This window comes from Bacillota bacterium, assembly GCA_023511835.1.
Taxonomy (GTDB): domain Bacteria; phylum Bacillota; class Sulfobacillia; order JAIMAT01; family JAIMAT01; genus JAIMAT01.
This window is the reverse complement of the sequence record JAIMAT010000014.1, coordinates 13,828-33,626: the sequence shown is the minus strand read 5'-3', so window position 1 is coordinate 33,626 and position 19,799 is coordinate 13,828. Positions and strand designations below refer to the sequence as shown.

At 74.2% G+C, this 19,799-nt stretch carries 15 protein-coding genes and 2 tRNA genes; 5 read left to right on the top strand and 12 right to left on the bottom strand.

Translation table 11 applies throughout. The annotated features are described in order from the left end of the window. Window positions 1–795 precede the first annotated feature (795 nt). Window positions 796–1,434, top strand: coding sequence for a polysaccharide deacetylase family protein (locus tag K6U79_04230; protein ID MCL6521564.1), 639 nt, complete (start codon window positions 796–798; stop codon window positions 1,432–1,434). 940 nt (window positions 1,435–2,374) lie between these two features. On the opposite strand, the gene K6U79_04225 is transcribed toward K6U79_04230, so the two are convergent. From K6U79_04225 to K6U79_04215, 3 genes are all read right to left on the bottom strand, one after another. Further along, window positions 2,375–2,758, bottom strand: a complete 384-nt coding sequence (locus K6U79_04225; GenBank protein ID MCL6521563.1) for a hypothetical protein — start codon at window positions 2,756–2,758, stop codon at window positions 2,375–2,377. A gap of 189 nt (window positions 2,759–2,947) precedes the next feature. Next, complete coding sequence (locus K6U79_04220) at window positions 2,948–3,406, bottom strand: arginine decarboxylase, pyruvoyl-dependent (protein ID MCL6521562.1); 459 nt, start codon at window positions 3,404–3,406, stop codon at window positions 2,948–2,950. Window positions 3,407–3,593: 187 nt separating this feature from the next. Then, window positions 3,594–4,265, bottom strand: coding sequence for a DUF1802 family protein (locus tag K6U79_04215; protein MCL6521561.1), 672 nt, complete (start codon window positions 4,263–4,265; stop codon window positions 3,594–3,596). Window positions 4,266–4,434: 169 nt separating this feature from the next. Between K6U79_04215 and K6U79_04210 the strand changes: the two genes are divergently transcribed. After that, window positions 4,435–6,435, top strand: coding sequence for a PBP1A family penicillin-binding protein (locus K6U79_04210; protein ID MCL6521560.1), 2,001 nt, complete (start codon window positions 4,435–4,437; stop codon window positions 6,433–6,435). A gap of 42 nt (window positions 6,436–6,477) precedes the next feature. On the opposite strand, the gene K6U79_04205 is transcribed toward K6U79_04210, so the two are convergent. From K6U79_04205 to K6U79_04185, 5 genes are all read right to left on the bottom strand, one after another. Continuing rightward, window positions 6,478–7,788 (bottom strand): UDP-N-acetylglucosamine 1-carboxyvinyltransferase, encoded by a 1,311-nt coding sequence (locus K6U79_04205; protein ID MCL6521559.1) that lies wholly within the window; start codon window positions 7,786–7,788, stop codon window positions 6,478–6,480. A gap of 69 nt (window positions 7,789–7,857) precedes the next feature. Beyond that, window positions 7,858–8,757 (bottom strand): two-component system regulatory protein YycI, encoded by a 900-nt coding sequence (locus K6U79_04200; protein MCL6521558.1) that lies wholly within the window; start codon window positions 8,755–8,757, stop codon window positions 7,858–7,860. A gap of 4 nt (window positions 8,758–8,761) precedes the next feature. Continuing rightward, a complete protein-coding gene (locus tag K6U79_04195; protein ID MCL6521557.1) occupies window positions 8,762–10,177 on the bottom strand; it encodes a hypothetical protein in 1,416 nt (471 codons plus the stop codon). Then, window positions 10,174–11,988 (bottom strand): cell wall metabolism sensor histidine kinase WalK, encoded by a 1,815-nt coding sequence (locus K6U79_04190; protein MCL6521556.1) that lies wholly within the window; start codon window positions 11,986–11,988, stop codon window positions 10,174–10,176. The genes K6U79_04195 and K6U79_04190 overlap by 4 nt, the downstream gene beginning before the upstream one ends. Continuing rightward, the gene (locus tag K6U79_04185) at window positions 11,985–12,824 is read right to left on the bottom strand and encodes a response regulator transcription factor (protein MCL6521555.1); all 840 of its coding nucleotides are present in this window, start codon (window positions 12,822–12,824) and stop codon (window positions 11,985–11,987) included. Before K6U79_04185 ends, K6U79_04190 begins: the two co-directional genes overlap by 4 nt. A gap of 335 nt (window positions 12,825–13,159) precedes the next feature. On the opposite strand from K6U79_04185, the gene K6U79_04180 reads away from it, so the two are divergent. Next, window positions 13,160–14,209, top strand: coding sequence for a M23 family metallopeptidase (locus tag K6U79_04180; GenBank protein ID MCL6521554.1), 1,050 nt, complete (start codon window positions 13,160–13,162; stop codon window positions 14,207–14,209). Between the two features lie 97 nt (window positions 14,210–14,306). Here K6U79_04180 and K6U79_04175 read toward each other — a convergent pair whose 3' ends face one another. Both K6U79_04175 and K6U79_04170 read right to left on the bottom strand, forming a co-directional pair. Next, window positions 14,307–15,008, bottom strand: a complete 702-nt coding sequence (locus tag K6U79_04175) for a hypothetical protein (GenBank protein MCL6521553.1) — start codon at window positions 15,006–15,008, stop codon at window positions 14,307–14,309. A 37-nt stretch (window positions 15,009–15,045) separates the two neighbouring features. Beyond that, window positions 15,046–16,920 (bottom strand): MFS transporter, encoded by a 1,875-nt coding sequence (locus K6U79_04170; GenBank protein MCL6521552.1) that lies wholly within the window; start codon window positions 16,918–16,920, stop codon window positions 15,046–15,048. 140 nt (window positions 16,921–17,060) lie between these two features. Here K6U79_04170 and K6U79_04165 point away from each other — a divergent pair, with 140 nt between their 5' ends. After that, entirely contained in the window at window positions 17,061–18,599 is a 1,539-nt protein-coding gene (locus K6U79_04165) for a DUF2079 domain-containing protein (GenBank protein MCL6521551.1), read from the top strand. An 88-nt stretch (window positions 18,600–18,687) separates the two neighbouring features. On the opposite strand, the gene K6U79_04160 is transcribed toward K6U79_04165, so the two are convergent. Together K6U79_04160 and K6U79_04155 are read right to left on the bottom strand one after the other, a co-directional pair. Continuing rightward, window positions 18,688–18,763 (bottom strand) — tRNA-Thr (locus K6U79_04160). A 126-nt stretch (window positions 18,764–18,889) separates the two neighbouring features. Beyond that, window positions 18,890–18,965: transfer RNA gene (locus K6U79_04155), tRNA-Gly, on the bottom strand. 141 nt (window positions 18,966–19,106) lie between these two features. Between K6U79_04155 and K6U79_04150 the strand changes: the two genes are divergently transcribed. Beyond that, the gene (locus K6U79_04150) at window positions 19,107–19,541 is read left to right on the top strand and encodes a hypothetical protein (GenBank protein ID MCL6521550.1); all 435 of its coding nucleotides are present in this window, start codon (window positions 19,107–19,109) and stop codon (window positions 19,539–19,541) included. The last annotated feature ends 258 nt before the right edge of the window (window positions 19,542–19,799 follow it).

Below are 19,799 nucleotides of genomic sequence, written 5' to 3'. Positions count from 1 at the left end.
ATCTCTCTTCCGCCGACGGCGGTATCCTGACCCTGAAGCTGCCGCCAGGAATTACACCACGAGCTGGGACGCTATCCACGGCAGTTGACGCCGCCGAACGGCGTGTGCGCCTGCCGAGGCCAATACTAGCCGTAAGATTCCCGCCACCCGCCCGGTTTTCTGCCCGGCACCGAAGTCAGCGCGGAGAACACCGCGCGCCGAAAGTGATGTCACCGAGCGTTCACTGAGAGGATCCAGACCCAGCGGGACTTTGCTCATATCCGCCTTCCACGGCCAAAGACCTCGCCGCCCGGGCCAATCAAAACCCGCTGGCAGGACTACAGGCGTCCGAGTCGAAAAAGGGGCGGAGGTCGAAGGTAATTCTTGGCATAGTCGTCCTACTCCCTCAGTCGGGCTCCAGCGAAGACCATGGCCACCCCTTCGGAGGTGGAATAGACGCCCATGCAGGATCCAGGGATGACTTCTCCCCCTGAGCCGCAACCGCATCTGGCTGCGTGGCGACAGCGCCCGTCTACCGTCCTTGGTCGCGTCATCGAGAGTACGCGCCGGAAGCGGCGCTGGCTTCTCCTCGGCATGGCCTTCTTGCCCTTGGTCCTGGCTGCACATGCTCCATTGAAGCTCAAAGCGGTCAACTGGAGTACAGTTGCGCTCCAGGGAGGACCGGCACCAGCGCAAACGAACGAGGCGGCAGCCTGCTCTTCCAGGCCGGATGTAGCGCCCGTTCCCGCACCCCCTCTTCCCTGGACCGAAGACCAGCTGACCTACGCCAAGCGTGTGGAGGGTACCCCCGGCTGGGTGACGGTCCTCGAGTACCATGAGGTGGCCCCCCGCGCGACCAATGTGTTCACCGTCTCGGTCAGCGCGTTACGAGAGCAGATGAAGGCTATTCAGCGAGGTGGGCGCCCAGTCTTGACGGTCCACGACCTCATCTCGGCAATTCGCCGGCATGACGTCCCTTGGGGTTCCGTGGTGATTACCTTTGACGACGGCTATCAGGGTGTCTACAAGTACGCCCTCCCGATCCTGCGGTCCTTCGGCTTCCGCGCGACCGCGTTCGTTATTGGCATCGACAGTTACGTCCCTGCAGTTGGAGCAGGGCACATGACCGTCGCGCAGTTGGCGCAGCTCCAACAAAATGGCTGGGACGTGGAGAGCCACAGTTTCAACCTCCATCCACCGTCGCCCGTGCACTTCGGCAACGCACCGTGGTGGCTTGTCTCCGCTGACCTGGCTATGGAAGACCGCCTGTTGGCGTGCCTGGGTTCACCACACGAGTCCTTTGCCTATCCCGGCGGCTTCTTCACAGCCGCGTCGAAAGCGTTAATTGAGCAGAACTACCTTCTCGCTTTCGGTGGAGGTCCGGGGGAATCAGACCCGACAGACTTGTGGGACTGGCCGCGTAAGCCGGTTTCCAGCACTACCTCCGTCCCGTGACGTTTACGCTACCTGAGGAGGGGCTCTTCCGCAGAGTTATTGACGTTCCATCCAGGGCTTGGTGATGGCGGAAGGCTGAGCTAACACAATGGCGAGCATGAGATCCCCGTGCGAAAGGAGTCGACCCTCATGCCCGCCGAGTCGATTCTACCTCGCAGCGCGGACCTCGTCTCGTCGGCGTGCGTGGCGATGGCGACGCCGTCGTCCTGGAGCTTGAGTCCACGCGCCAGGAGTCCGCCTGTCCGAGCTGCGGTTGGCTCTCTCGACGCGGCCACAACTGGACCCAGCGGACGCTCCGCGACTTGCCCTGGGCCGCGGTGCCCATCGTCCTTCACGTGCACCTGCGCTGCGTGGAGCCCGACTGCCCTCAGCGCTTCTTCACCGAGCGCCGAACTTTTGTCTCCCGGGCGAAGTTGCAGAGGGGCGAGATGGAGGGGTCGCCCCGCCCGGATCATGAGCCGGGTTGGTGGCCCGCTGAGTCCCAGGATTGGGGACGGAGGAGACGCCCAACATGGAAGACTTTAGGTAATCTTTTGGGGACGGAATTGGGGACCGAAGGCCCCGATGGTCCCCAATTCTGGGCACCTCTCCACGTGCTAGTCAACACCGCAAAGCCGCACAGGACAAGGCTTTCAGCTCTAGGCGCATCCTGCCAACAGGGATTCTGGCGAACCAGGCGTTCATCTTCGACTCCCCCCGATGGCTGCTGCCCGGCGGCCGCGGAGGCGGCCGCCCCGCCGTCACATCATTCAACCACAGATGGACGCCGGCCGGCTTGGAAAGCCGGCCGGTGGGGCGGACGGGCCCCGCCTGCTCGAACGGAGGCCTCCGCAGCGCCCCCGGCGCTACGCTCCGCGGCCGTGCGCGGGCGGGAGGCGCTCGCCCCGTGCCGGGAGAGGGGCGGGCGGGCGCCTCCCGCGAGAAGGTCGGGCCACGCGCCCTATCCGGTGATCAGCCCCTCGCGCACCAGGAAGTCATGCGCCACCTTGGAGACCGACTCGCCCTTCTCGTCCACGAGATCGTTCATCTGCTGCATCTTGGCGTCGGTGATGCGGCCGGCCAGCTCGTCCAGCACCTTCTCCACCTCGGGGTGCGCCTTGAGGTTGCTCATGCGCACCACATAGGCGCCGTAGTAGGGCGGGTAGAGGTGCTTGTCGTCCACCAGCGCCGTCAGCGGGTCCCGGTGTCCATGGCGACCACCTGATTGAAGTGCAGGCCGTAGACGCTCTGCAGCCCCGGGTAGCCGTCGGGCCGGGTGAAGAACTTTGAGGCCGTACTTCTGGGCGTCTTCCTGGCGCACCGCCATGACGTAGGTGTTGTTCATCCCCAGCGGAACCTTTTCTGCGTTTGGCGGGCAATCTCCGGTCCCCGACGGGAAGGAGAGAGACGGCAGGCGGGGCCGGGCAGCGGCCAAGAAGACCAGCCGGGGCCGTGCGCCGAAAGCGCTCCCGGCCCCGGCCGGAGCCCCAGGCTCAGCCCGAGCCCCGGGTCGTGCGCCTTCCGAGTCGAAGGTTCAGTACCAGAGCACGGCCGCCGCCACCACGGCGGCGGTCTTCTGCACGCGGTGCGAGACGGCCACCACGCGAATGTCCGCCAGCTCCTTGCCGCGCACCTCGAAGGCCTCGCGGACCATGGCCTCCACGCGCCGGCGCGCCTCCTCCTCACCGCAGTAGCCGGAGAATTCCATGATCACGCCGTAGTCGTCGCGCGAGAAGCCCAGCCCGATGGCCGCCGAGATCTCGCGCCCCGGCTCGCTGCAGGTGAGCTGCCCGTAGGCGGTGGGCGTCAGCGAGCCCGGCGGGACGGGGAAGTCTTCCTCGTAGACGCACTGCGGAGGAAGGATGCTGGAGACTTTGATCAGGTTGAGGTTGCCGATGCCCGCCTGGAGCAGCGCCTTGTCGAAGGCGGTGAGGGGATGGTCACCCTCGGCGGCGCCGGCGGTCAGCTTGACCCGCTTGGGCGTGGGCAGCAAGCGATCGACCCCCGATGCGGGAGAGTGACCCGGTGAACGCCCCGGCGCTTGCGCGGCCTGATAAAGAAAAAGAGCGGGCAAGAGCGGGTCCTGTCCGGGTCCGCGCCATTATAACGCCGCGCCCGGAGGGAGCGTACTCCCCCTCCCCGGGCCTCTTCTCCCGCCGGTCCCGGCCCCGGTCCCGCCCTCAGGCGAAGGGCGCCAGCGCCTTCAGGATCTCGCCCCGGTCGTGGGAGAAGGCGGTGTCCGAGATGCAGATCTCGAAGCCCGCCGGCGGCTCGGGCGGCAGCTCGCGGGCGTCCTCCGCGTCCAGCGTCACCCAGCGGCCCGGCGCGGCATACGCCTCCCGCCAGGGTACGCTCCTCGGTTGACGCATGCGGAAGACGCGCACCACCAGCACCCAGAGCGTCTCGCCCGGCTGCCAGCCCAGCGCCTCGCGCGGGTAGCGCAGCGGATCGACCACCAGGAAGGGCGCCAGCGCCTCCAGCGCGGCCTCCTTCTCGATCCGCCGCACGTCGCTCACCCGCACCCAGTGGCGCATGGAGACCCGCCCCGCCCCGGCGTCCTCCAGCGGGGCCTGCTCCACCAGGAGCTCCCGGAACTCCGGCAGCAGCAGCTCGTGGCGCTGCTCCTCGAAGAGCGGGTAAAGGTAGAAGCGGTCGGCCTCCACGCGCTCGGGCGCCTCCGCCCGCCCGCCGGGCAGGAGGATGACCGACTGGTCGCCCCGGTCCAGCCCGGCGATGATGGTCGCCCAGAGCTTCAGCGCCAGGGGCGGCGCCACCGGTTCGGGCGGCCGCTCCGGCTCGGCGGGCGGCGCCGGCTGCGGCTCGGCGCGACGGAGGCGTCGGAAGAACGGCACGCGCGGGCACCCCCAACTTTCCAATCGTTGGTGCATTCGGTATGGAAAGGCGCATCCCTCCCTGCCTCCGCGGGGAAACTCGCCCGGGGGAGGGGGGAGGCCTCTGCGGCGGATCCTGGGTGCCCTCGTCCTCGCCGTCCTGCTGGGGGCGGCGGCGCTGGCCGCCTACGTGGCGCTCGTCCCCCCGCCGCCACCCCCGATCCTGCGGGCGCCGCTCCTCTTCGACGCGCGCGGCCGGGCCATGCCCTCGCCCCCCTGGGCGCCGGCCTATGTCTCGTATGCCCGCATCCCCCGCGCGCTGGTGGAGGCGGTGGTGGACACCGAGGACAGCCGCTTCTGGCACGAGTTCGGCGTCGACCCGGTGGGCCTGCTGCGCGCCGCCTGGACCGACCTTCGCGCGGGGCGGGTGGTGGAGGGCGGCAGCACCATCACCCAGCAGCTGGCCAAGAACCTCTACCTGACGCCCCGGCGGACCCTGGCCCGCAAGCTGCGCGAGCTGGTGCTGGCGCTGCAGCTGGCGCGCTGGTACTCGCGCCGCCAGATCCTGGAGATGTATCTCAACCGCGTCTACCTGGGCTACGGCGCGCGGGGCGTGGCCGCCGCCTCCGAGCTCTACTTCGGCAAGCCGGTCTGGGAGCTGACCACCGCCGAGTCGGCGCTGATCGCCGGCCTCATCCGCGCCCCCGAGCTGGACTCGCCCTACGCCGACACGGCCAGGGCGCTGGCCCGCCGGCGCGTCGTCCTCGAGCGCATGGTGGCGGCGGGCCATCTCGACGCCCGGGAAGCGGCGCGCCTGGCGGCGGAGCCGCTCCACCTGCGCGGCCTTGCCCGCAGCCAGGCGGGCGCCTGGTTCGACCAGCTGGTGATGGAGGAGATCAGCCGCCGCTACCCGCAGCTGGCACAGGTGATCGACGCCGGCGGCTACCGCATCGAGACCACCTACGACCCGGCGCTGCAGAAGGCGGCCGAGGCGGCGGTCCAGGCCGAGCGCCCCGGCGCGGTGGGACGCGGCACCAGCGAGCCGCCCCAGGCCGCCCTGGTCGCCCTCGATCCCGCCACCGGCGCCATCCGGGCGGCCGTGGGCGGCGCCGGGGCGGCCGGCAGCCTCGACCACCTCTTCGCCCCCCGGCAGACCGGCTCTGCCTTCAAGCCCATCCTCTACGCCGCGGTCCTCGAGTCCGGCTACACCCTGGTGGACCGCCAGATGTCGAGCCACGTCGCCTTTCCCGGGCGCGAGCCCGGCCAGCTCTACGTACCGCGCAACTACGCCGGCGAGGGCGAGCCCCCCTACCAGAACCGCCCGCTCACCATCCGCGAGGCCATCGCCGAGTCGGACAACGTGGTGGCCGTCCGCTGGGCGGCCGTGGAAGGGGTGGCGCGGATCCAGGCCATGGCCCGCCGGCTGGGCGTCAGGAGCCCGCTGGGGAACGACCTGACCATCGCCCTGGGCAGCTCGGCGCTGACGCCGCTGGAGGTGGCAGGGGTCTACGCCGCCCTGGCCAACGGTGGGCGCCGCGTCGAGCCCTACGCCGTCCGCCGCATCGTCGCCCCCGGCGGGCGCGTCCTCCTCGACGTCCGCCCCGATCCCCGCCCGGTCCTGGACCCGGGCATCGCCTTCCTCCTCACCCAGGCCATGGAGGACGTGCTCCGCACCGGCACGGGCGCCAACCTGCAGCGCTGGGTGGCCGGCCTGCCCGTGGCCGGCAAGACGGGCACCACCGACGGCTCCGTCGACGCCTGGTTCGCCGGCTACTCGCCCAACCTGGTGGCCGTCAGCTGGGTCGGCTACGACCAGCCCCGGCCCATGAACGGCGTGGGTGCCACCCTGGCCGGCCCCATCTGGGCGGACTTCATGCGCCGCGCGCTCGCCCTGGAGCCGCCGCCGGGCGACTTCACCCCGCCGCCCGACGTGCGCCTCATGGTGGTCTCGGCCGTCGACGGCCTCCTGCCCAACCCCGCCTCGCCGCGGACCGAGGAGTGGTTCCTGGCCGGAACCGAGCCGCAGAGCATCAGCCCGGCCTGGCAGGGAGCCGCGCTCGCTCCCCCCGCCCGCCGGCCCGGCTCCGCCGGCGGCCCCGCCGCCGGCGCGCCCCGGCCGCCGGCCGCAGCCCCGCCCGGCCCGCGCAGCCGCTGGCCGCTCTTCCGCCTGCCCTTCCCGGGCTTCCCCTGAACCGCAGGGCCCGCCCGCCGCTCGCCGCCCCTCCTGCCGGGACTACCCCTCCAGCGAGCCGGGCAGGATGTCCTCCGGCTCCAGGCGGACGTCGTCGTCGTCGAAGCGCTCCACGAAGGCGCCCGCGCCGGCCAGCTTCTCCGCCAGCGCCTCGTACCCCCGGTCCAGGTACTCCAGGCCGAAGATGCGCGTCGTCCCGCGCGCGATCAGGCCGCCCACCACCAGGGCCGCGCTGGAGCGGAGGTCGTGGACGCCGCGCAGGTCGGCCCCCTCCAGCCGCTCCACGCCCTGCACCACCGCCGTCCGCTCCTCCACCCGGATGCGGGCGCCCATCCGCTGCAGCTCGGCCGCGTGGTGGAAGCGATTCTCCCAGATGGTCTCGGTGATGACGCTCGTCCCCTCGGCCACCGAGAGGAGCGCTGTCATGGGCGGCTGGGCGTCGGTGGGGAAGCCCGGGTAGGGGAGCGTCTTGACGTGGACCGCGCGCAGCCGGCCCGTCGAGCGGACGCGCAGCGTCTCGTCCTCCTCCCGCACCTCGCAGCCCGCCTCGCGCAGCTTGGCCGTCACCGGCTCCAGGTGCTGCGGCACCACGTTCTCCAGGAGCAGGTCGCCGCCCGTCCCCGCCGCCGCGATCATGTACGTGGCCGCCTCGATCTCGTCCGGGATGATGGCGTGCTCCGCCCCGTGGAGCTCCTCCACGCCGCGGATCTTGATCACGTCCGTGCCCGCGCCGGTGACGTAGCCGCCCATGGCGTTCAGGAAGTTGGCCACGTCCACCACGTGCGGCTCGCGCGCGGCGTTCTCCAGCACCGTCACGCCCGGCGCCAGCGCCGCCGCCAGCATCAGGTTGATGGTGGCGCCGACGCTGACCACGTCCAGGTAGATGCGCGCGCCCTCCAGGCGCGTGGCCGCCACGCGCACGTCGCCGCGGGCCACCGCCACCTCGGCGCCCAGGGCCGCGAAGCCCTTCAGATGTTGGTCGATGGGGCGCTGGCCGATGTCGTCGCCGCCCGGCAGGGGCGCCACGGCCTCGCCCGTCCGGCCCAGCAGCGCCCCCAGCAGGTAGTACGAGGCCCGCATGCGCTTGCCCAGCGCCGCCGGCACGCGCTCGGCGCGCAGCGGGCGCGGGTCGATGCGCAGCGTGTGCGGCGCCGTCCACTCCCAGCGCACGCCCAGCGCCTGCAGGATCTCCAGCGCCGTGCGCACGTCGGCGATGTCCGGGATGTTGGCCAGGGTGCTGGGGCCGGTGGCCATGACGGCGGCGGGGATGACCGCGACCGCCGAGTTCTTCCGGCCGGAGACCGGAATGCTTCCTATCAGCGGGCGCCCCCCGTGGATCACGAGTCGGCTCAAGCGCATCCCACCCTCGCTCGCGGCCCGCCGGTCCCCGGCCGCGCCGGCGGCGGAGCCGGGCGGGGCCGCTCACCTCTCCAGGAGTCCCGTGTAGGCGTTGACGTAGTAGACCGAGCCGTCCGCCAGGCGGACGCGCCAGACCGGCGCCACGTCCCAGCGGTTGGCCTCGTAGACGCGGTAGACGGGGCTGAAGTAACCCAGCCGCACCTCGCGCACGCGCAGCGGCTGGGCGGGGTTGGCCCCGCGGTCAGCCGCCAGGCGCAAGAGCGCCTCCTCCGCCGGCATCACCGGCCGCGAGGCGCCGCCGCGCCCGCCCACCTCCAGCCAGACGCCCTCCAGGTGCGTCACCTCGCCCCCGCGCACCTCCACGGCCGCGTACCCCCCGAAGAGCGGGCGCCCCTGGAACATCTCGACATAGTGTACCACCAGGCCCCCGCCCGCCCGGGGTGAGGCTTCCAGCCCGTCGTAGGCCAGCTGCCCGGCGGGCGGCCAGCCCAGCCGCCCGAGGAAGGCGTCCGCCGCCTGCCTCGCCGCCTCCGGCGAGGAAGCGCCGCCCCCGCCCGCCGGCTCCTGCACCTCCACCGGCCCCTCGCGCAGCACCGTCAGGCGCTGCTGCGGCGTCTTGCGGTCGACGTAGGTGTAGCTTCCCGGGCTGCCGGGCCAGGGCTCGGCCGTCCAGCCGCCGGCGCCGAAGAGGCGCCGGGCCAGCGCCTCGCCGTCGGCCGGCTGGGCGCGCACGCTCCAGAGCGGCAGCGCGGGCGCGCCGGAGGGCAGGCCCGTCTCCAGCAGCACGCCGGCCTCCGCCAGCTGGCGGGCGACCTGGGCGGAGGAGGGCTCGCTTGCGCTGCCCGGCGGCACCCAGGCCCACGACTGCCAGGCCGCCCGCTCGGCCCGCACCTGCAGCGCCAGGTAGCCGTCGAGGAGGGCGAAGAGGAGGATCAGCCAGAGGCGCGCCTTGGCCCAGTCCACGCCCTCATCCCCCCTCCGCCCCGGTGGGCAGGCGGACGAGGCGCCCGTCCGCCAGCGTCAGCAGCCAGAGCGGGCGCGCCGCGGCGCCGTCGACGCCCGCGGGCTCCCAGGCAAGGCCGGCGTCGGCCAGCGTCGCGCCCGCCGGCAGGCTGCCCGCGGCGCTGGCCGCGGCCAGCGCCGCCTGGAGCGACGGCGGCCGCAGCAGGCCCCCGCGGCCCTCCACCTGCTCCACGTGCCAGGCGATGCGCTCCACCACCCCGGCCGGGCTGACCTGCACGTCGATGGCGCCCGCGGGCGGGACGGTCTGGAACTCGGCCGGAGCCGCGGGCGCCTGCTCGGCGGCCGCCAGCAGCGGCAGCCCGCGGTCGCCGGCGGCGAAGGCCAGCTGCCAGCCGGCCTCTCCGGGGAGCCGCCGCGCCGCCAGGAGGCGGCTGCCGGCCGGCCAGCCGCCCAGGCGGTCCACTTCCTGGACCGCCTCCAGGAGCGCGCGGCCCAGGCCGCGGTCGGGCCCGCCGGCCGCCTCCTGGCGCTCCAGGACGTAGCCGCCCCGGGGAGGGAAGCGGAGGAGGGTGCGGCCGTCGGTGAAGAGCACCTGGCCGCCCACCAGCTCGACGCGCCGGACCAGCGCCATGTCGCCGAAGACGGCGTGGCCCAGGCCCTCCGGGTCGGGGCGGATCTCCGCCAGGCGGGGCGCCGCCAGCCCTTCCGCGGGGGGCGTCGCCCCCGCGAAGTCGGCCTCCGCCCCGAGGCCCGCGGGCAGCGCCGCCGCCTCGGGCGCCACCGCCTCGCCCTGTGCCGCCTTCAACGCCGCCAGCCAGGCCACCGCCGCCTCGCCCTGGGGCAGCGGGAGCCGGTGCCAGGAGGAGGCGTCGCCGGCCGCCAGCTCCAGCTGCGGCGCCGCCTGGCCCTCGGCCGCGGGGGCGGCGAAGATCAGGAGGCGGTCGACGGAGGGGCCCCCGGAGGGGAGGGAGGCGAGCGGGGCGCCGCCCGCTTCCTCGCTCCGCCAGACGGCCAGCCAGCTCGCCCAGGGCAGCGGGGCGGGCAGGAGGATCTCCGCCGCCGGTCCCTCGAGCCGGCCGAGCAGATCGGCCGGCCGGACGGCGGGCGCCCGCTCCAGCCGGCCCGCCTCCACGGAGGCGGCCAGCTGCAGGGCGGCGCGCTCCAGCGCCGCGGCCGCCTGCGACTGGGGGTCGGGCAGGCGCAGCCAGGCTCCGCCCGCGGGCGCGCGGAGCACGAGGCGGGCCGGGCGGAGCACCTCGCCCAGGCGCAGGTTGGAGACGGCGCCGGGCGCAGTGTAGACCGGGGGCGTGCTCTCGCCGGCGGCGGGCAGGCGCCAGAGCTGCCCGTTCAGCCAGAAGGCCAGCGCCACCAGCGCCGCCAGCAGGAGGTCGCCCCCGAGGCCGCGCAGGCGCGCGCTCACCGCGGCGCTTCCTCCCCCCGGGGGGTGCGGGCGGCGGCCGGCAGCTCCACCTCCACCGTCGTCCCCGCCCCCACGCGGCTCCGGATGGCCACCCGGCCGCCGTAGCCCTCCACGATCTCGCGCACGATGGCCAGCCCCAGGCCCGTCCCGCCCATGCGGCGCGAGCGCGCCTTGTCCACCCGGTAGAAGCGGTCGAAGACCCGCGGCAGGTCCTTCTCGGGGATGCCCGCGCCCGTGTCGCGCACCTCCAGGCGGAGCCGCGCGGCCGCCTCGCCCTCGCCGGCGGCGGCGGCCACCACCTCCACGCGCCCGCCCCCGGGCGTGTAGTTGAGCGCGTTCTCGACCAGGTTGGCCAGCACCTGTTCCAGGCGGTCGGGGTTGGCCAGGACCGGCGGGGCGCCCTCGTCGCGCACCTCCAGCGCGATCCCGCGCGAGCGCGCCAGCGGCAGGAAGCGCTGCCGGACGGCGGCCAGCAGGTCCTCGGCCTCGACCCGCTCGGCCGGCCCCAGCGGCGCGCCCGCCTCCAGCTGGGAGAGGTCCAGGAGGTCGTTGACCAGCCGGATCATGCGCTCCGTCTCCTCGTGCACCACCCCGAGGAAGCGGGGCGCCACCCGCGGGTTCTCCCAGGCGCCGTCCAAGAGCGTCTCCACGTAACTCTTGATGGCGGTCAGCGGCGTCTTCAGCTCGTGCGAGGCGTTGGCCACGAACTCCTTGCGCATGGTGTCCAGGCGCTGCCGCTCGGTGACGTCGTGGAGCACCGCCACCACGCCGCCCGGCTGCCCGCCCGGCCCGCGCAGCACGGCCAGGCGCGCCTCGTACTGGCGCGCGCCCAGCTCCACCAGGCCGCTCCCGGCCCCGCCGGGGCCGTCGCGCCGCGCCAGCACCTCCTCCAGCGCCTCGGCAGCGCTCCGGCCGCCCAGCGCCTCCGCCGCCGCCGGGTTGACCAGCAGCGTCCGCCCCCGCCGGTCCAGGACGACCACGCCGTCCGCCATGTGGCTGAGGATCGCCTCGGCCTGCTCCTTCTGCCGGGCCAGCTCCTCCATGCTGGCCGCCAGCTGCTCGGCCATGCGGTTGAAGGCCTCGGCCAGCTGGCCCACCTCGTCGCGCGAGCGGACCTGGATGCGCTCGCCGAAGTGGCCGCGCGCCAGGCGGCTGGCGTGGGCGGTCAGCTCGCGGATGGGCCCGGTGATGGGCCGCGCCAGGAGGGCGCTGACCAGCGCCGCCAGCGCCGCCGCCAGCCCGCTGGCCCACATCAGCGCCGCCCGCACCCGCCCCAGGGTGGCGTCCACGTCGCCCAGCGAGCCCGTCAGGTAGACGGCGCCCGGCGGCTGGCGCCCGCCGCCGGGCAGCGGCCAGGCGACGTAGACCTTGCGCGTCCCGCTCTCGGGGTCGAGGTGGATGCGCGTCACGGGCCGCCCGGCCAGCGCCTCGTGGACCTCCGGCGCGCCCCCCAGGCTCGTCCCCGCCTCCGCCCCGGAGGGCGCCGGCGAGCTGGCCGAGACCACCCGCCCGCCGCGGTCGACCACCGCCATCTCCAGCCCCCGCTCCTGCCACTGGGCCAGGAGGGCGTCCAGCGCCTCCGGCCGCCCCGCGGCCAGGGCGGGCGCCGCCAGGCGGGCCAGCGTCTCGGCCGTGCCGTCGAGGCGCCGCTCGTAGGCGTCGATGGTGTAGCTCTCCAGCGTGCGCAGCAGGTAGGCGCTGATGAAGAGCATGGAGAGCGCGATCAGCGCCAGGAAGACGACCACCATGCGGACCTGGAGCGAGTCGCCGAGCCGGCGGAGCCGCTCCCCCCAGGGCGGGCGCATGCTCACTCCGGAGGCTCCGCCGCCAGCTCCGGCAGCTGGAGCATGTAGCCCGCGCCCCGGCGCGTCAGCAGGTAGCGCGGGTGCGAGGGATCGGGCTCGATCTTCTCGCGCAGGCGGCGGACGGTGACGTCCACCGTGCGCAGGTCGCCCGGGTACTCGTAGCCCCAGACCTCGCGCAGCAGCTCGTCGCGCTGGAAGAGGCGGCCCGGCCGGAGCGCCAGGTACTCCAGCAGCTCGTACTCGCGCGTGGTCAGGGCGACGGGCCGCCCGGAGCGGAAGACCTCCCGGCTGGCCATGCGGATCTCCAGCTCGCCCACGCGCAGCGGCTCGGCCGGCGGCGGCTCGGCGGCCGCCTGGCGGCGGCGCAGGATGGCGCGCACCCGCGCCACCAGCTCGCGCGGGCTGAAGGGCTTGGTCACGTAGTCGTCCGCGCCCATCTCCAGGCCGCGGATCTTGTCCTCCTCGGAGTCCTTGGCGGTCAGCATCAGGATGGGGACGGAGCTGCGGGCGCGGACCGCCTGGCAGACCGCGTAGCCGTCGACCAGCGGCAGCATCAGGTCGAGCACCAGGAGGTCGGGTCGCGAGGCGTCCACCTCGCGCAGCGCCTGCTCGCCGTCCGCCGCCACGCGGACCGTGAAGCCCGCCTCCTCCAGGTTGAAGCGGATGATGTCGGCGATCGCCGTCTCATCCTCCACGACGAGGATGGAGGCCAACCCCGTCACCTCCGCCGGCCTCCTTCGCCCGGAGGCGGCTTCCTTCCTGCCGGAAGCGCGCCCGGCCGCCCGGGACCTCTTCCAGGCATTGCCGCGCGCGGCCGCGTGCGGCTCGACCCGCCGCCGCATAGGCTTAGTCAACCCGCTGCCAGCGGCGCGGAGGAGGTGCGGAGAGGATGGCCGAGGGAGCGCTCGTGCGCGCGGAGACGGCGCGCGAGGCGGAGGAGGCGCCCGCCCGGCCGGGGCCGGGGGCGGTCCGTCGGGCTGTCTACCGTCCGGCAGGGAAACGGCGGGACATGTCAAATAGTAGGTCCCGTGCGGTCGAGGGGGTTCGCCTAGTAACTGGAAATGTGATCTCCCTGCGTCCCGCGGAGCCGGAACCGGAGCGGGATCATCGGCCGCCAGGAGGAGGAAGGGATCCAGGCAGCAGAGAGCGCCACTCCACCCATCAGGAGGCATCGTCCATGCTCCGGTCGCCCGATTCGGGCGGCGGCTGGAAGGCGCGGATCGCCCAGTCTGCGCTTTCCGTGGCCGTGGTCGGCGTCCTCACCACCACGGTCATCCACCTGCAGCCGCCCTACGCCGCGGAAGCGGCGGCAGCACCGCGAGCGGTCGAAACCGTCGCCAGTGCCACGGATGGCGCCCTGGCCGGCGTCCTGAAGATGCGGCCCTCGCCCGTCCCAGCGCAGGCCAGCAGCGTGGCCAAGCAAGAGAGCCTTGCCGTGGCACCGGCGAAGGTTCGTCCGCAACTGATCCAGTACGTGGTCCAGCCCGGCGACACGCTCTGGTCGCTGGCCGCCAAGGTCGGCAGCGACGTGGCCAGCATCGCCGCGGCCAACGGCCTCTCCGAGGCCTCGCTCCTCCATCCCGGGCAGACGCTCCTGCTGCCCAACTTCGCCGGGGCCGTGGTGACGGTCCAGCCCGGCGACACGCTCAGCGGCCTGGCGGCGCGCTACCAGGTGAGCGTGGAGACCATCACCCAGGCCAACCCCGACGCGGCCGGCGGGCTCCAGCCGGGCATGCGGCTGCTCATCCCCGGCGGGCGCGCCACCTTCGTGGCCGCCTCGGCCCAGCGGGCCAGCGTCCAGAGCAGCCGGCGCACCCTGGCGGCCGCGGCGGCGGGCATCCTGGCGAGCGCGGCGCGCCTCGTCCTGCGCCTGCCCTACCCGGGCCCCATCACCTCGCCCTTCGGGCAGCGTGCGCGCGACTTCCACACCGGCGTGGACATCGGCGCCCCCTACGGCGCCCCCATCCGCGCCGCCGGTCCCGGGGTGGTCATCTACGCCGGCTGGGACGGCGGCTACGGCCGTCTCATCGCCATCCGCCACGACAACAACGTCGTCACCCGCTACGCCCACGCGAGCCGCATCCTGGTCTCCGTCGGCCAGAGGGTGAGCGCCGGCCAGGTGATCGGGCGGGTGGGCGAATCCGGCCTGGCCACCGGCCCCCACATCCACTTCGAGGTGATCGTCGACGGCCGCTTCGTCAACCCGTTGACGGTGGTGGGCGGCTAGGGCCGCCCCGGCCGGCCGGGGTCGGGACGGGAAGGCGGAAAGCCGAAGGGAGGCCCCGCGCGGGGCCTCCCTTTCGCGCGCCCCGGAGGCCAGGAAGCTACCCCGCCAGCGCCGCCCAGAGCTCGGCCGGCGCGGGCGGCTCGCTCCAGCGCCGGCCGCCGGCGACGAGGGTGGGGACCGCCTGGACGCCCGCAGCCCGCGCCTCGCGAGGGAACTCGCTGGCCGTCACCACCGTCAGCCGGGCCCGGGGCAGCGCCAGGACGACGGCCAGGGCGAGGCGGACGGTGCGGGCGCAGCGGGCGCAGGTGGGGCTGACCCAGACCACGGCCTCCGGTACGGGCGTCTCCCCGCCGGCGGGCGCCCCCGCCTCGCCGGCGGCGGAAGGCTCGGCTCCGTTCCCGCCCAGCGCCAGCAGCGCCTCCGCCAGCTCCAGGCGGACGAAGCCGGCGGGGTAGCCGGCGAAGCGGAGGCGGGCCGGAAGGCCCCCGGGCCGCTCCAGGCGGATCTCCGGGCGGCCGAGGAGCGGCGGCTCGGCGGGCTCCCGCGGGGGATCCTCCTCGCGCCGCAGCTCGAGGCCCGGCGCGAGGCCGGCCAGGTCGGCGAGGAGCGGCTCCACGGGCAGCTTTCGGCCGGGCTCCGGCTCCGCCTCCCAGTAGCGCAGGCGGCAGCGGACGGGGCCGAGGAGCGAGGCGAGGAGGCGGCGCTCGGCGGGCGGGAGGCCAGCCTCGGGTGCGCTTCCTGGGCCGTCTCGCGGAATGCTCGTCGCCGCCGCCTCCCTTCTCCGCGCACGTGCCGGCACGTGCCGGCGCGCCCGCCCCGCCGGTCGGCTCCGCCCCTCAGGGCGCGCTCCGCTCGCCGCCCAGCGCCTCCGGCGCCGGCGCCGCGCCGGAGAGGGCGGCGGGCCGGGTCGGCGAGGCCTCTTCCTCCCAGACGTAGCGTTGCCCGCGCAGCAGCGAGGCGACCGCGGCCACCAGCGAGAGGCCCACGGAGATGGCGAAGGCGGCGCGCAGGCTGCCCAGGAAGGGCGCCGCCACCAGGCGCGCGAAGAAGCGCTCGCTCAGGAGCGTCCGCACCACGTCGCCGGGCAGGGCGTGCAGGAGCGCCGCCGGGAGCAACATGCCCAGCGGGTTGTAACCGAGGATGGCGGAGAAGAGCGCCGCCAGCGGCGGGATGTGCTCCAGCTCTCCGGCCAGCGCCGGCGCCAGGTGGAGCGGCCGCAGCCCCGCGGCCATCGCGGCCGGCAGCTGGCGGCCGAGGCCGGCGATGACGATGGTGAAGAAGACCGCCATGCTCATCATCTGGCCCGCGTTCTGGAAGGTGGCGCGCATACCCGAGGCGACGCCCCGGTGCTCGGGCGGCACGGCGTTCATGATCGAACTCGAGTTGGGCGAGGCGAAAAGCCCCATGCCCACGCCCAGCAGGAAGATGTAGAAGGCGAAGAGCGGGTAGGAGAAGTCCGCCGGCAGCCTGGTCAGCAGGGCGAAGCCCAGCGCGCTGAGCAGCATGCCGCCGGTGGCGAAGGGGCGCGCCCCGTAGCGGTCGGAGAGCGCGCCGCTCAGCGGCCCCGCCGCCACGAAGCCCACCATCATGGGGACGGTGTCGATGCCGGCCTGGAGCGGCGTCTGGTCGAAGGGGACGCCGTGCAGCGGCAGCCAGACCCCCTGCAGCCAGATGATCAGCATGAACTGGAGCCCGCCGCGCGCCAGCGAGGCCAGGAAGCCCGACACGTTCCCCGCGGCGAAGGCGCGGTTGCGGAAGAGGCCGAGGCGGAACATGGGGTAGGGGACGCGCCCCTCGATCCAGACGAAGAGCGCCAGCAGCAGCGCCCCCAGGACGAGGGCCGCCCGGATCCACGGGTTCCCCCAGCCCATGGCCGCCCCGCCGTACGGCATCAGCCCGTAGGTGAGCCCCACCAGGAGGGCCGTCAGGCCGAGGCCGAAGGTGAGGTTGCCCCAGAGGTCCAGCGGCTGCGGCCGCCGTTCGCCGATCTCACGCAGCGCCAGGTAGGCCCAGACCGTGCCGGCCAGCCCGATGGGCACGCTGACCAGGAAGACCCAGCGCCAGTTGACCGCCGCCAGCACGCCGCCCAGCACCAGGCCGGCGATGGAGCCGACGGTGCCGGCGATCTGGTTGACGCCCAGGGCGAAGCCGCGCTGCTGCGGAGGGAAGGCGTCGGTCAGGATGGCGGCGCTGTTGGCAAAGAGAAAGGCGCCGCCGATGCCCTGGATCATGCGGAAGGCGATCAGCTGGATCTCGCCGGCCGCGCCCCTGCCCCAGGTGAGCGAGGCCAGGATCGAGCCCAGCGTGAAGAGGACGAAGCCCAGGTTGTAGAGGCGGACCCGCCCGTAGCCGTCGGAGATGCGCCCGAAGGTGACGAGGAGGATGGTGGTCGCCAGCTGGTAGCCCATCAGCACCCAGAGCAGCATCCCCGTCTGGCCGGGCGCCAGGGGATTGACGCCGATCCCCCGGAAGATCATGGGCAGCGAGATCATCACGATGGTCGCGTTGATGCTGGCCATCAACACGCCCAGCGTGGTGTTGGAGAGGGCCACCCACTTGTAGGCCACACCCCCGAGCGGCCCTCGCCGTGCTGCCGGTCCGACGGTTCCTGCCAACGGGCGTCCCTCCCTTGCCTTCTCTTTCCGGTGCGAGCCGGGAAAAAGCGGGTGACCGGGCCCGGCGCTCCGCCGGGCGATGGCCACCGGAGCCATTATATCTAGATCGTCAAAGGGTTCGCCCGCGGAAGGAAGGGCGACCCGCCCCCGACGTGGAAAGGGGCACGACGGAACCGGGGGTGGCGCGCATGGCCTCTGGGGGAGCGTGCGACCGGCGCCCGGCCGGAGGCTGGAGGTTGCCGTGGAAGGTCCTCCTGGCGGCGGCGACGGGACTCCTCTTCGTCGCCGCGACGGCGGTCAAGCTCTGGCAGTACCGCCACTGGCTGCTCACCGCCTACGACGCGGGCATCTACTACCAGGCCATGTGGCTGGTCTCGCACGGCCTGCCCGACGCGTACAACTTCTTCACCTCGCAGCCGAACCTGGCCGACGCCGAGCAGTGGATCCTCTTCCCGCTGGGCTTCCTGACGCGGCTGGCCGGGCCTCTCTTCCCGCTGGCCGCCCAGGCGGCGGCCAGCGCGCTGCTGGCCGCGGCGGTGGCGGTCTACGCCCACGACCGCGGGCTCGGCACGGTGACGTCGTTCCTCCTCCTCGCCGTCGCCGCCGCCTACCCGTCGGTGCTGGGGACGCACATCCTCGACTGGCACCCCGATCCCGTGGGCGCGGCGGCGCTGGCCTGGGCCGCGGTCCTGGAGCGGCGCAGGCGCGAGGCGCCCTGGGAGCGCAGGCGCGAGGCGCCCTGGCTGGCGGCGCTGCTGGTGGCTCTTCTGACCAAGAACCAGGCGGCGGTGCCGGTGGCGGCCTACGGGCTCGGCCTCCTGGGCAAGGGGCTCCTCGCCCGCGCCGCCCCGGAGCGCCGTCTGCTCCTTTGGCACGGGCTCTGGGCGCTGGGGTTGGGCGCGCTCTTTCTGGCCGGCGACGAGTGGGCGGCCACGGCGCTGCTGGGCGGGCGGAACCTGAACGTGGCGACCGACTACGCCTCGCTGGGCGGCTCTCTGCCGGCCGTCCTCCTCTCGATCCTGCACCACCCGCTCCTGGTGGCGCGGCGCGTGGCCGCGCACCCGGACTACTGGCGGGCGATGCTGGAGCCTCTGGCCTACCTTCCGCTCCTGGCCCCGCTCTCCGCGCTCTCCGGGCTGGCGGCGATGGCGGCCGACAGCCTGGCCGACCAGCCGGCGCTGACGCTCCCCTACGACCAGTACGCGCTCTGGGCGGCGCCCGGGCTGCTGTTGGCGACCGTCGACGCGCTGGCGCGCCTCCGCGCCGCCGGCGCCGGCCTCCGCCAAGGGCGCCCCGCGGTGCCCGGCCGGGCGCTTCTCCGCCGCCTGCCCCCGCCGGCCGGCCTCCTCTCCCTGGCGGTGCTGCTCCTCTCGGCGCGGTGGCTCCTCGGAGCCACCCTGCCCAACGAGGCCTGGCGGCTCCGGCCGCCGGCCGCCGAGGCCGACCTGCGCCGGGCGACCGCCCTCATCCCGCCGGAGGCGGCGCTCTACGGCGAGAACGGCACCGTCTCCTGGCTGGCCTGGCGGCGCTTCAGCGGCTCCTGGCCCTACACCGACTTCCGGCGCTTCGTCGCCGCGCTGCCCGAGGGCGTGCCGCTCTACGTCTTCGCGGCCCCGGACCTCGCCTTCGCCGGCATCGACACGGCCGGCGAGCGGCGCCTACTGGCGCGGCTGGAGGCGGCCGGGGCAAGGCGACTCTACGACTCCGGCGGCGTCTGGCTGCTGGAGGTGCCGCCCGGCGCGCGGGCCCGCCTGGCGGCCGCCGGGGCGGGGTAGCTGGCGACCGCCGCCGGCCTTTCTTTCCGGGAGAGGCGAAGGCCCCGGACCTTCGCCCGGGGCCTGGGTAGGAAAGGGCTCGAAAAGGTGGAGCTGGAGGTGGGACTCGAACCCACGGCCTGCGGTTTACGAAACCGCTGCTCTGCCGGCTGAGCTACTCCAGCGTCGTTGGCCGTCGGACCGCCGGGCGCGGGTGCGCCGGGCAAGTCGCCCTGACAAGAAGCTGTCCGGTGACAGGAGGCCTGTCGCCGGACGACGCCCGGAGGAAACGCCTGCAAACCTTTCAATTCTGGAGCGAGAGACGGGACTCGAACCCGCGACCCTCGGCTTGGGAAGCCGATGTTCTACCAACTGAACTACTCTCGCCCGGCGTGTGGTAGTATAGCGCAGCCTCGCGAGGCGCCGCAAGCTCCGCGCCTCCCTGTCCCGGCCCGGCGGCCGCCCGCCTGCCGCGACCGGCGGCCGGCCCCGGCGCAGCGAGAGAGCCCGCGTCGAGGAGGGGTCCCCTTGCCGGCCGACGTGACCAAGTGGCCGCTCTGGCTCCAGATCATCCTCTTGTTCGCGGTCACCCTGGGCTTCTGGGCCGCCGGCATCCGCATCGCCCGGCGCTTCCCGCCCGAGCGCTACCTGTTCAAGCAGTGGTATCTCAACCTAGCCGTCCTCGCCCTCGGCCTCTGGGCCCTCGTCGTCGGCGTCACCTACCTCCTGCCGCCGGCCTCGCGCAACTGGGCCGCCATGTTCGGACCCGCCCTGGCCTTCGGCCTGGCCTACGGCATCGTCCAGACCCAGCTGCCGCGCCCGCAGCCGCGGCCGCGCGCCGCCTCAGCCCGGCGCGGGCGGGCCGGCGAGGGCGCTTCCTCCGGACCGCGCCCCGCCGGCGCCGGGCGCAGCGCCTGGACCGGGCGGCCGCGCAAGAAGCGCCGGCCGGGGCGCTCGCGCTGAGGCGCCCCCGCCGCTCCGGCCCGTCTCGCAGGCGGCGCCGTACCGGCTGCAGGCGGGCTCGAGCGGACAGCCCCGGCAGCCCGCGAGAAGCTCCGGCTGCGGCGCGGCCGGCCGCGCGGCGGCCGGCCGTCCGTCGGCCGCCGCACGCAGGCGGAGCCGCTCCAGCTCGGCCAGCGCCAGCTCCACCCAGACCGGCTCGGCGCCCAGCCGCGCCGCCAGCTCGGCGGCGGTGAGGCCGGGGCGCCGCGCCGCCTCCCG

Bases quoted from the DNA above. Each gene is read 5' to 3' on its own strand.
- K6U79_04185 (MCL6521555.1), bottom strand. From the start codon at position 12,824: ATGCGGCGGCGGGTCGAGCCGCACGCGGCCGCGCGCGGCAATGCCTGG.
- K6U79_04225 (MCL6521563.1), bottom strand. From the start codon at position 2,758: ATGAACAACACCTACGTCATGGCGGTGCGCCAGGAAGACGCCCAGAAG.
- K6U79_04180 (MCL6521554.1), top strand. From the start codon at position 13,160: ATGCTCCGGTCGCCCGATTCGGGCGGCGGCTGGAAGGCGCGGATCGCC.
- K6U79_04170 (MCL6521552.1), bottom strand. From the start codon at position 16,920: ATGGCTCCGGTGGCCATCGCCCGGCGGAGCGCCGGGCCCGGTCACCCG.